The following is a 12041-nucleotide window of genomic DNA, read 5'->3' on the forward strand; positions in this document are numbered from 1 at the left end:
ATTTTTAATTAATTTCTGTTACATAAGTCATTGGCACGAGGCTATCATTATCTTTTAATTTCAGCATGACGCCGTTTGTCGTTTGTTGAACGCTTTCGACTTTCCCGCTGATTACTTCGCCGTTTAGTGAAACACCTTTTATATCCTTACCGATGAAATTGACCGCGGATTGTAAGGCGGAGTTTTGCGCTTGTTCAGAAAGCTTATCTACGGCCGTTGTCATATTGGCAACTTGCTCCATTAAAGAAAGTTGCGCCATTTGCGACATCATTTCATTCGTATCAAGCGGGCTCGATGGATCTTGGTATTGCAAACTTGTTAAAAATAGCTTCATGAAGTCATCTTTGCCAAGTGTTTTCGATACGCTCGATGTCACTGCGTTGTTTGCATTCTGGTTCGCACCTGATAAACTACTAATTCCGTCCAAATTACGTTTCCTCCTCTAAATCAAATACTTGTTGTTTAGGTCTTTGTTGCTGTGGGTTTTCGCGTTCTTTTTCTTTTTTAGATTCGCCTTGGTGTCGACCTTCTGAACCTTGACCGTTCTCTTTCGGCGCTTGTTTTTCGGTCATTGTCACGGCAACTTCTACGCCGCGATCCCGGAAGCGATTATGTAAATCTTGCGCCATCTGTTCGAGTTTTTGTTTCGCCGTTTGTTCCTGATATTCGATATGTACAAATATTTTATCGGGCATTTTTTTAAGTAAAACTTCCACTTTTCCGAGCGATTCTGGTTGAATAGCGAAAAAGGCTTTATTTTGTTTTACTTGGAATTTTTGCAGCTGTTCGATTTGGTCGGTGATGGTTTTATCGAGTTGTTTTAGTGTGACTGGGACTTCGACTTTGGCAGCTGGTGTGAGCTGTTTCGTTGTGTCATGCCAAATGTTGCTTGATTCCGCGGGCTTTTTGACGGCGACTTCTTCTTTCGCTGTTAGCGGTTCTTTAATGCTCGCTTTGAAAAGTTGTACGGCTTCTTTTTCTTGAGGTAATTTGGCAAGGGCTGGTTGGTTTTTAGCTACGTTTTCGGCTAGTTTAGGTGAGTCTTTTGTAGGCATGATAAGTTCAGGTGGCGGTTGTTGCTCTCGGGTGATATTTTTTGTGGGTTCTTTCGGTGTGTTCGTTTCAGGAGTTTGCACTACTTGCGGGGCGTTGTCTATTTTTGGTTGGTCGATAGCTTGTTTGGCGATTGCCGCAAGTGTTTCTTTAACTTCTTTCAACTCAAGTGGTGCGCTTGGCAGTTTGGTTTCTGGTTCGCTGTCGAGTAGTTTTGCTGAAACGAGTGGTTGAGCGATTTCTTTTAACGGTGTTGTAGCTTGTTCCGCGTCGTCCGCTTCTCCCTTTAAGAGCGGCGCAGGGCTATTTTCCATTAAAAGTGAAATAAAAGGTAGTTCTACTAATTCTTCTGCTAACTTTTCTTTTGGTTCGATTTGTTTTTTTTCAATCAGTGGTTGTAGCAAATTATCTGGGATTAGCATGACTTTTCCTCCCTTTTACTTTAATAGCACCATTTTTAAATCGCGTAAAGTTTGTTCTTCTTTTTTATTTTCAAGCTGTTGCCATTTTTTTCGTGTGTCATCGTACATTTTTTTGGCCTGTTTCCCTTTTTCCTCGAGTTGTTCTAAGATTTGTTCATTGCTCTTAATGTACTGGCTAATTTGAGTGATTTCGCGCTCCATTTGTTGAATGCGGCTTGGTGAAAAGGCATCGAGTTGCATGCTTCCGGCTAATACCGCTACTTGGAGTCTTTCTTTTTTCGTTCTTGAGTAATAAACTTCTTTTTCGTGTGCTAATTTTTCTGTGACTTTTCCCCGTTTGGATAATAGTAATTGTAATTCCTTTAAAATGGCCGTTTTCTCTTGGTCCACTTTCATCTTCACTGCGTTATAAGCCTCTTGCTTCAAATCACTTGCCTTCTTTCTTTAGTCGATTTCTGAAATAACGATCCCGAAGTTCTCGTCCATCAAAATAGCTTCACCGATGCCGACTTTCTTTTCATCGAGGAAAATTTCGACTTTGTGGCCAGGTTTCTTTTCCACTTCGAGGACATCGCCAATGCTTAATCCAGCGATATCCCCTACCGGCATTTCTTTTTTCCCAAGACGGACGATTAAATTAACGCCAATATTGTCAACTTGGCGAATAGAGCCTTTTTCGCGTCCTTCTTGGGGCGTTTCTTTCGGTTCCCATTCAGGAAGTTCTACTTGAAATACTTGTTCCATCATGGTCCCTCCTTAAAATGTTTCTAAATTTAAAATTAATACGACACGGCCATCGCCCAAAATCGTTGCCCCTGAAAAAGCAATTTGACTTTCGCTGAAAAAGCCGCCAAGTGTTTTTAAAACAATTTCCCGTTGACCGATAATATCTTTAATAATAAGTCCAAAAGTTCGCTTGGCATTTTTGACAACAAGTAAAAGTAATTCGTCTGTGTCTTTTAAAGCTGTTTCGTGGAAGCATTCGCCTAAGTCGAGTACTTCGATAATAGTTTCACGGTAGTTGATTAAGTCTTTGCCGTGAACGTGTTGAATGTCCGCTGGATTAATCGTAATTGCTTCTGCCACATTTGCAAGTGGTACAGCATAGCGGCGTTCCGATGTTGCAACGAGCATCGATTGGATAATGGATAATGTTAGCGGAATCTCAATTCGGAAAGTCGAGCCAGCGTTTTCGCTTGATTCCACGCTGATTTTCCCGCCAATTTTAAGAATGGTATTACGAACGACGTCTAAGCCAACGCCGCGTCCGGAAAGATCTGATACTTGATCCGCGGTACTGAAACCGGAATCAAATAATAAATCAAAAATTTCCGAGTCAGTCATTTTGGTTGATTCTGCTCGTGTAACGACATTTTTCGCAATCGCTTTTTCTAAAACTTTGCGTTTGTTAATTCCCGCGCCGTCATCAGCAATCTCAATCACGACATTGTTGCCGCTATGGAATGCTTTTAGGCTAATTGTCGCCGTTTCATTTTTCCCGTTTTTGCGTCTCACTTCAACTGTTTCCGCACCGTGATCAACCGAATTACGGATTAAGTGAACAAGTGGATCGCCAATTTCATCAATGACGATTTTATCGACTTCCGTGTCTGCGCCTTCAATCACTAAATCGATTTTCTTTCCTAATTCCTTAGCTAGCGTGCGCACCATTTTTGGAAAGCGATTGAAAACACTGTCCACTGGCACCATCCGCATATTCAGTAAGCCGTTTTGGATTTCTTTGGAAATGGAGCTGAATCGTCCAAGATGCTCCATCAATTCTTTGTTATTGGTTTTTTCTGCGATTTCGTCAATTCTCGCCCGTTCAATGACGCTTTCTTCAAAAACGTTCATTAGCTTTTCGATTTTTTCAAGTTGTACACGAATGGTTTTATTTTCTAATCGTTTGGTTGTTTGTTTTGCGGCTTTTTTGATTGGTTCAACGATCTGAACTTCTTCCACTTCTTCTTGGACTGTCACTTTTTCGATTTCAGAAATATCGAGAATAACTGCTTCGATTTCTTCTTTCGTTTGTGCCGATTCTAGAACTACTTCGAAAGTCTGCTCAAACTCTTCTAGCTCAATCGCTTCTCTGTCTGGCATTGTTTCTGAAATAATCCCAATTTCCGCAAGTCGTTCTAAACACATTACTGCCCGCACTGCTTTCAAAATGGCCGCTTCTTCAATTTGAACTTGAATGCGGTACGTCTTTTCAATTGCTGCATCTGTTTCTTGTTCAGGATGTAAAAGTGCCTCTAAGTCAGCCACTGTTTTCGTAATATCCGCAGCGCCTTGTCCGCCGTGCTGGATATCCGAAACCATTGTTTCCAAATGAGATGTACATGTAAAAATAATGTCTACCAAATGTTCTGTTACAGCCAATCGATTATTGCGTACCTCATCTAGTACATTTTCCATTGCATGCGTTAAATCAGCCACCTGCTGGAAGCCCATCGTTGCGGACATTCCTTTAAACGTATGTGCTGAACGGAAAATTTCACTTACTAACTGACCGTTCGTCGGGTCTTTCTCAAGCTGTAACAGATTATCATTTAGCGCCTGTAAATGTTCTGAAGCTTCTTCTATAAACAGGTCTAACATATTTGTAGTCATGCTATCCACCTCCATTTCTCTACTTAGCTGCTTTTTCTAACGCCTCTAAAACTCGGTCCGCTTGGAAAGGTTTTACGATAAAGTCTTTCGCACCTTTTTTAATTGCATCTACAACCATGCCTTGTTGGCCCATCGCCGAGCACATAATTACTTTTGCAGATGGATCTTTCGCCATAATTTGCGCAAGTGCCTCTAAACCGTCCATTTCTGGCATCGTAATATCTAGTGTCACGATATCTGGTTTTACTTCATCATACTTTTTCACTGCTTCCAGTCCGTTTTCCGCCTCTGCAACTACTTCAAAATCGCTATCTTTCACGATATTCTTAATCATCGTACGCATGAACATCGCATCGTCGACAATCAACAACTTCAACATAAAATACAACTCCCATTCCTATACCTATAAATATTTTTTAAAAAAATCGCATAATATCATTTTATAATAAAAATAGGACAATTTCTACCTTTTTCTTAAAAAATATCCGTTTTTTATAATAAAATTATTTAAAAAATAGTTAACCAACTTAACATTGGCTCTATGTCCCATTTATAATTGAAAAATATTTTTATAAATCAAAAGAAAAGCCCCTCGTCCGGGGTGACGAGAGGCTAAGGGTAAACAATGTTCGATAAATGAATTTGATATGTTATTAGCTGTTAATTAATTGAGTTAACATTTGCGGTGTTTGGTTTGCTTGAGAAAGCATGCTGATAGATGTTTGTGTAAGAATTTTGTATTTAGTCATTTCGGACATTTCAGCAGCCATATCTGCATCTTCAATGGATGAAGCAGATGCTTTAGTTGCGATGGATTGATTGTTCACGTTAGATACATTGTAGCTAAGGCGACTCATACCAGCACCTAGAAGCGCACGACCGTTAGAAATGTTATTGATTAATTCATCAATAGCTTCAGTTGCTTGTTGAGAAGAATCAGCATCAGCAACGGATAATGCACTATAACCAGCAACTGTAGAACCACTACCTAAAGTGATTGTTCCAGCAGAAAGACCTTTAGCGTTGAAAAGATCAATATTGATTAAGTCATTAGCTTTATCAGACGCTTGGATGCTTACTTGAGTAGCAGCACCTGTAGCAGTTTGATCTAGCAATTTAATGTTGTTGTAGTTAGTAGTGTCAGCAACGTGATCAAGTTCTTTGATCAAGCTACCGAATTCAGCAGTATATTGTTTACGATCTTCGTCACTGAATGAACCGTTAGAAGATTGTACTGCTAATTGACGCATACGTTGCAAGATTGAACTCATGGAGCTAAGAGCTGAATCCGCTGTTTGTAACAAGTCAATACCCATGGATGAGTTTTTGCTTGCTGCATCTAAGCCTGTAGATTTAACGTTCATACGAGTAACAACTGCAAGACCAGCAGCGTCATCAAGAGAACTGTTAATACGTTTACCAGATGCCAAACGTTCTTGTGCTTGAGTCATGCCTTCGTTGTTTTTACGAAGATATTCTTGTGTTTTCAAGCTAATGATATTAGTATTTACTTTCATTTGTGTTTCCCTCCTACATTCGGTTTAGAAAAGACTGCTCTTCTCTATATGCTTTATTATATCTTCATTTTTTTAAAAAATCAAATGTTTTTTGTTAAAAATATAAAAATAAGTTGTTTTTATTTATAAAAAAATGAATAAAAGCCTTTGTATCAACGTTTTTACGTTTTTGTAAATTATTTTTTTAAATAAAATAAAGAAGTGTTTGAACAGAAAAGTTTGTCCAAACACTTCTTTTTATAAAACTAGCTCATCTAAAATATTAATCAGTTGGTGAATATTTGGTTTACTTACTTGTGCATCGGCACCAACACCCGCACCTTTGTGTTCTAGATCTTCGGTAATAAGTGATGAGAAAATAACAACTGGCAATTCGCGGCCAATTTCATCTTCTTTAATTACTTTTGTTAAATGGTGTCCGTCCATTTGAGGCATTTCAATATCCGTGATTAACAAATTAACATTTTCAAAGGTTTGCTCTTTTTGTTCTTTGAGTAATTTGAAAATGTGTTCTTGGGCTTCGCGGCCGTTAGCAAAGAATTGCAGATTCGTATAACCTGCCTCATGAAGCGTATCTTCAAGCAGTTGACGCAGCATTTGTGAGTCTTCGGCAATAAAGATAGTCTTCTCTTCACGGTTTACTTTTCGTGCTATACGGTCTTCGCCAGTCACAGCAAAATCGGCATTTCCGCTAATTTCATAAATGATTTTTTCATAATCAAGCAAGAGCACTAGATTGCCGTCTAGTTTCACGATACCAACCGCTAATTCTTCCAAACCAATCGATAGTTTTTCTGGTTCTTCAATTTGTTCCCATGAAATACGTTGGATACGATGAACCTCGTCGACACGGAAAACGATTTTCATTTGGTTTAGTTCAGTGATAATGAATTTCGTGTTTTCTGGTTCTATTTCTGGCAGTTTCATCACGCGAGCAAGATTCACGACTGGCATGATTTCACCGCGGACTTGGGAAACGCCTTCAATTGCCGGGTTCGAATCTGGTACAGGCGTCACTTCGAGCGGATGAATAATTTCTTTCACTTTTAAAACGTTAATACAAAATAAGTTTTCGCCAACGGTAAATGTAACAATTTCTAATTCATTTGTTCCACTTTGTAGTAAAATTCCTTTTTCTTCTGTCATATTACTGGCCTCCTATCGATTGTTTGTAACAGTGTCTTGAAGCATGGTAACTTCATCCAAAAGCTTTGCTAAATAGCGATTATTCGGGAATTCGTCCATTGCTTCGCTAATCCGATTCGCACGGTTTTCAGTATCAATTTTGATTGCCCAAAGGTAAAAACGGAAATCTGTACTAAAATTATCGATGCCTCGTTCTGCAATCGCAAGCGCCTCATCCAGTACATCAGCGTCTACCAAGTAATTGATGAGGTTGATGTAGCCTTGTTTTGTCACCTCGTCTGCGTCGACGATATTGTAAAAATCAAGCGCGATATCCGCAAAATCATATTGGAAAAACAAGTCGGCAATATGGCTATTAATGCTATCATGGTAAACGTTTCGAAGCGCCAATAAGTAATCAGCAAACTCACCTTTTCCAAGTGCAATCGCCCGTTCTAATACAAACAAATAGCGTTTCTTGCTAATTTGCGGACCATTTTCAAAGATAAAATCGTAAATGTCGCCAACATCGCTATTTTTCATGACGTTTTCGATTGGTAATTGCGGATTTTCATAGTGCCACAAACATAAATCAGCCGCATCAATCAACTCTTCTTTAATACCGAATAAAATAGCAGATTCGCTAATTACCGGGAAGACGTTACGGATCGTTGCGATTTTCACCTCAGTAGCTTCTGCGACTGGTGGATATACATCGGTTAGTGATTGAACGATGAGTTCAGATAGTTCTGCGTAACCTTGTTGAGTTGTCATCGAAAGCAAACGCAAGCCCGTTTCTGTGCTAGCAATAAAGTTATGACGTTCCATAAACGCGAAAATTTCTTTTGGTTGGTGGAATTTGCTGAGCAGCATAATCATTTGGAACATCACACCGTAATCAGAACTATTTTCCGCATAAGCTTTAGAAAAATGAGTCATCGCGCGTGTATAATCTTTTTCTTCTAAGTAAATCGTTCCGAGCATTTTGTGTGGCATGAAATTCGTTGCTTCGTACAACACGATTGGTTGGTAATCAATTGCGGCATTTTCTAGCAAACTTTGATAAATTTCTTTCGCATCTTCGAGTTGATGATTGACATATAAAATGTTGGCTTTTTTAAGTGGGAATTCTGGTACGTTTGGCCAAATGACTCTTGCTTCCTCGATAATTGCTAAGCTTTCATCGTAGCGTTTTTCTTGCTCTAGTAGTTCGGAAATATGATAAGCGCTTAGTTTCGCCCAAATGTAGTGATTGTGATCGCGCAATCGGAATGCTTCGGAGAATTCTTTTAGCGCTTCTTTTTTCTTGCCAAGGCGATTCATTTCTTGGCCAATATTGAAGTGGACGAAGCCGCTATTTTTATTATTTTTTACTTCTTTTTCTAACAAACGTAAATTACGGTCTGATTTATCTTGTTTTTCGACAATTTCCGACATATAGCCATAATGATAAATCTTCACTTCTGCAAAACCGGCTGCAATCGGGCGTTTGTCGATTGCTTCTAGTTGTTCATGGATCACACCGCGGAAGCAAATTGTGCCGTCATTTTTATAAACCCGCGCCATTTGGTTTGTTGTTGTCACTCGCCCTTTTTCCCCTGTAAAGCTAATGATTTGCGCCATTTGAATTGGTTCGACTGGTGATTTCAACTGTTTTTCTAATTTGCGATAACTTTCTTCTTCCAAACATTCATCTGCATCAATCGCTAAAATCCATTTTCCCGTTGCATGTTTGGCCGCAAAGTTTCTTGCATCAGAAAAGTTGCCTGTCCATTCAAAGTCATAGACAAAATCAGTGAATTCTTGTGCGATTTCCTTGGTTTCGTCAGTGGAACCTGTATCTACAATAATGATTTCTTCCGTAAATTTTCTAAAAGACGCTAAACTTTGTCGTAAAATATGTGCTTCATTTTTGACTATCATACAAATCGAAATTAACGGCCGCATGAATCTTCCCTCTTTCTATCAATTAATTCACTAATTTTATTTTATCGCTGCTCGCTCGGTGTAGTAGATGCTTCTTCGCTTTTGGCAAATCATAAATCATACTTTGCACATCGAACGCTTTCGCAACATCGACTGGTATCACATCAGTCGGCTTATCCCCGTTATAAAAACAACAAATCAAATCCATTTTACTAACAATTTGTGCTAAGAATTTCTCATAAGTCGGCTTGGCAATTACCGTATCGAAATACCCAAATGATTGATAGCTACTTCCTAAGCGTTCCAAGTAGTCTATCGCGGATAAAAACGGCTCTGGCAAACATTCTTTTGGTGCAAAAGTGTAAATCGACAAGCGTGGAGCTAAATGCTCTTTTTTTAGAAAAAATTGTAATACTTCATTTTCAATCGACTTATAACAAAGCAAGTGAATGTGGTTCACGGGTGCAAATTTTTCGAGATATGCTTGTATTTCTTGTTTGTCATAATCGGTTAACGTATGCGAACCGCTTAAAAAAAGTTGCAATCAAATCACCTACTCATCTTCATCTAGCGTATCGCGATTAATTGGCCGTACCATGATTTCTACACGCCGATTTTTTTCGCGATTTACTGCGATATCATTTTTGGCGACGGGTCTGAATTCGCCGTAGCCACGAGCACTAAACTCGCCTGGGTTTACTTCGCTGTTTTCTTGAATGATTGCTTCCATGAAATTAACGGCACGGGCGACACTTAGTTCCCAGTTGGAAGAATAAATCGAGGTACTTATTGGCACATTATCCGTATGCCCAGAAACAATCCCTTCCATCGTTCCCTTACCTTGCGCAAAAAGTTCACCGATTTCCTTGGCGATTTCGCGTTTCCCAGCTGATAATTCTGCACTACCCGACTGGAATAAAATATCATCGCGGATAGTAATCAGAAGCCCTTCATCCGAGTACTTCGTCGTCATTTTCGTTCCTAAATTCTCTGCTGCAATATAACTATCAATTTGTTTTTTAAAGGCTTCAATCTTTTCTTCGTTTTGCTTTTTAAGTAAGGCTGCTGCTGCTTTTTTGGCTTTCTCTTGTTCGTTTGCTTCTTTCTTTTTATCTTGCTCTTCCATCGCCTTCAAGACTGCATTCACATTTGGATCATCTGGTCCTTTTTCTTTTGATACATATGCTTGGTTGCCTGCCGCGCCTTCCTCCACAATTTTCTTAAACGCATTTCCCATTTGTTCGAATTTTTTTGCATCAACTGAACTGGAGGCAAACAGAACGATAAATAGAGCAAGTAAAAGTGTCAGCAAATCACTATATGGAATTAACCACGTTTCATCAACGTGTTCCTCCTGCGGTTTCTTGCGACGCTTGGCCACGCTCAATTTCCTCCACTTCTCTCGTTTTCTTCCCTTTTCCATTTCGCAGCACATCTTTCTCTTTTGGACTTAAAAAAGATAATAAACGTTCTTCCACAACTCGTGGTGCATTTCGCTCTTGAAGCGCGACGACTCCCTCAATCATCATATATCTCAAATGCACTTCTTTTTGTGATTTCACTTTTAATTTATTGGCAAATGGTGTCCAAAGTACGTAACCGGTGAAAATACCGAAAATGGTACAAACAAACGCCGCGGCTATCGCTTCGCTGAGTTTGTCCGGGTTCGACATTTCGCCCATCGCATGAATGAGTCCCATCGCTGCTCCAAGTACACCGAGCGTCGGCGCATATGCTCCAGCTGATGCAAAAATCTTGGCATAAGCAGCGTGACGTTCTTCCATGCTCGCTACTTCTTCTTCCAAAACATCCCGTAAAAATTCTGGGGAAGATTGTCCATCTACAACTAAGCGCATGCCTCGTTTCATAAATGGATCTTCAATTTCATCGACAGAATCTTCCAGCGCAAGTACCCCGCTACGCCTAATTTCATCTGCATATTCTTTGTATTGCACGAGCACGTCCACTTTGTCCGGCATCTTCTCTTTTGTGAAAAGAATTTTGAATAGTTTCGGTACTACTTTTACATCACTCCATGGGTGCGCCATCATAACAGCCGTAATTGTCCCAAGAATGATGACAATTAATGCTTCAGCGCTAAATAACATCGCCAGTGATATATTTTGAATCATGAATGAACCCGCAATGACTATCACTGCCAAAACAAGCCCTACAATCGTTGTTATTTCCACGTTACCTCATCTCCCACCTACTTATTTCAGCGAACTAATTCCACTTCATTTAACCAAAAAGCAACTAACTCGTTTTCCATTTCTGGTAAATGAACGAAAAACGCTTTGGCATCCGCTTCACTGGCAAATGCTTGCGAGCGGTAATTATCTTCATCGACACCTTTTAAAGCGAGAAAATAAAATGACTCGAGTCGACCTAAAATGACTTCTTTATCCCCGATTTGATAGCCCACTGTTTGTCTAATTTCAAATTCATTTGGTAAAAAAAGTTGTTCTTTCTTTTCAAGCATGAGGATTTGTTCTGCGAGTCCAGGTTTATCCTCAAAAAACGCTAAATTTTTAATGTTTTCCATTCGTCCCATCTAACCAACTCCATTCCATTTTTGCTAGGTTTTTATGTAGAAAAAATTATTTAATGTGGCCAGCCCGTAATCAGCTGGGTTCAAAATTTGCTCTGAACCACCGATGAAAAGGACACCGCCACGTCTTAGTGAATCTGCAAATTTTTGGTAAGCTTGGTGCTTTCCTTCTGCCGTGAAATAAATCAACACATTGCGGCAGACAATTAAATCAAAACCTTTTTCGTAGTAATCGGTCAACAAATCGTGACGTCTAAAACGAATTGACTTTCGATAGGCCGGTAAAATCTGATATGTATCCCCTTTTTCGGTGAATGCCGTTTGTCGCTCTTGTTCGCTTAGTTCTTCCATTTGACGACTTTGATATTCCCCGATGACCGCGCGCTTTAAAATAGCTGGTTCAAGGTCCGTTGCTAAAATATCATAATGTCTTGTCCCGACTGAACGTTCCATCATGATTGCCAGCGAATACGGCTCCTCCCCCGAAGAACAAGCCGCACTCCAAACCCGAAGCTTCCCGCGACTATCTTCAAGCAGCCTTGGAATCACTTGTTTTTCCAGTGCATCCCAGCGATTACGATTACGGAAAAACGACGACACATTGATGGTAATCAAACTAATAAACTCATCCAACAGCACGGCATCTTTTTTAAGATGTTTGAAAAATTCCCCAAAAGTAATATATTTCTTCTTCACAATAAAAGACAAAATCCGCCGTTTCATTTGCGTTTCTTTATAAAGCGCTAAATCTAAACCTAAGTCCCTTTTGACGACACGAGTAAAGTAAAGATAATCCTTTTCCAAATCTGGAATCATTCTTTTTCCCCTCCCCTT

General features: G+C 39.6%; 14 protein-coding genes. All 14 read right to left on the reverse strand.

The annotated features are described in order from the left end of the window. Positions 1–4 precede the first annotated feature (4 nt). The gene (locus tag HCJ55_RS05175; RefSeq protein WP_008947117.1) at positions 5–427 is read right to left on the reverse strand and encodes a flagellar hook assembly protein FlgD; all 423 of its coding nucleotides are present in this window, start codon (positions 425–427) and stop codon (positions 5–7) included. A 1-nt stretch (position 428) separates the two neighbouring features. Then, entirely contained in the window at positions 429–1475 is a 1047-nt protein-coding gene (gene fliK, locus HCJ55_RS05180; protein WP_185517323.1) for a flagellar hook-length control protein FliK, read from the reverse strand. 15 nt (positions 1476–1490) lie between these two features. Further along, positions 1491–1901, reverse strand: coding sequence for a hypothetical protein (locus tag HCJ55_RS05185; protein ID WP_003733761.1), 411 nt, complete (start codon positions 1899–1901; stop codon positions 1491–1493). Positions 1902–1919: 18 nt separating this feature from the next. Further along, positions 1920–2219 carry a flagellar motor switch protein FliN gene (locus HCJ55_RS05190; protein WP_185517372.1) on the reverse strand — a complete coding sequence of 100 codons (300 nt, stop codon included), beginning with the start codon at positions 2217–2219 and terminating at the stop codon, positions 1920–1922. A gap of 12 nt (positions 2220–2231) precedes the next feature. After that, entirely contained in the window at positions 2232–4088 is a 1857-nt protein-coding gene (locus HCJ55_RS05195) for a chemotaxis protein CheA (protein WP_185503194.1), read from the reverse strand. 19 nt (positions 4089–4107) lie between these two features. Next, positions 4108–4467 (reverse strand): response regulator, encoded by a 360-nt coding sequence (locus HCJ55_RS05200; protein WP_003721812.1) that lies wholly within the window; start codon positions 4465–4467, stop codon positions 4108–4110. Between the two features lie 274 nt (positions 4468–4741). Then, positions 4742–5605 (reverse strand): FliC/FljB family flagellin, encoded by an 864-nt coding sequence (locus tag HCJ55_RS05205; protein WP_003721811.1) that lies wholly within the window; start codon positions 5603–5605, stop codon positions 4742–4744. A gap of 237 nt (positions 5606–5842) precedes the next feature. Further along, entirely contained in the window at positions 5843–6751 is a 909-nt protein-coding gene (locus tag HCJ55_RS05210; RefSeq protein ID WP_003721810.1) for a chemotaxis protein, read from the reverse strand. Between the two features lie 12 nt (positions 6752–6763). Then, positions 6764–8677 (reverse strand): transcriptional anti-repressor GmaR, encoded by a 1914-nt coding sequence (gmaR, locus tag HCJ55_RS05215; RefSeq protein WP_185517325.1) that lies wholly within the window; start codon positions 8675–8677, stop codon positions 6764–6766. 22 nt (positions 8678–8699) lie between these two features. Next, positions 8700–9200: a hypothetical protein gene (locus HCJ55_RS05220; RefSeq protein ID WP_185517328.1), complete on the reverse strand. Its 501-nt coding sequence runs from the start codon at positions 9198–9200 to the stop codon at positions 8700–8702. 9 nt (positions 9201–9209) lie between these two features. Further along, the gene (locus HCJ55_RS05225; protein ID WP_008947111.1) at positions 9210–10037 is read right to left on the reverse strand and encodes a flagellar motor protein MotB; all 828 of its coding nucleotides are present in this window, start codon (positions 10035–10037) and stop codon (positions 9210–9212) included. Next, the gene (gene motA / locus HCJ55_RS05230; protein ID WP_003730247.1) at positions 9997–10848 is read right to left on the reverse strand and encodes a flagellar motor stator protein MotA; all 852 of its coding nucleotides are present in this window, start codon (positions 10846–10848) and stop codon (positions 9997–9999) included. The genes HCJ55_RS05225 and motA overlap by 41 nt, the downstream gene beginning before the upstream one ends. Before the next feature lie 26 nt (positions 10849–10874). Further along, positions 10875–11210 (reverse strand): DUF3964 family protein, encoded by a 336-nt coding sequence (locus tag HCJ55_RS05235; RefSeq protein ID WP_008947110.1) that lies wholly within the window; start codon positions 11208–11210, stop codon positions 10875–10877. Between the two features lie 24 nt (positions 11211–11234). Continuing rightward, on the reverse strand, positions 11235–12023 hold the full coding sequence (locus HCJ55_RS05240; RefSeq protein ID WP_185503190.1) for a CheR family methyltransferase: 789 nt from the start codon (positions 12021–12023) through the stop codon (positions 11235–11237). Positions 12024–12041: the final 18 nt, after the last annotated feature.

The organism is Listeria marthii (assembly GCF_014227425.1).
GTDB classification, from domain to species: domain Bacteria; phylum Bacillota; class Bacilli; order Lactobacillales; family Listeriaceae; genus Listeria; species Listeria marthii.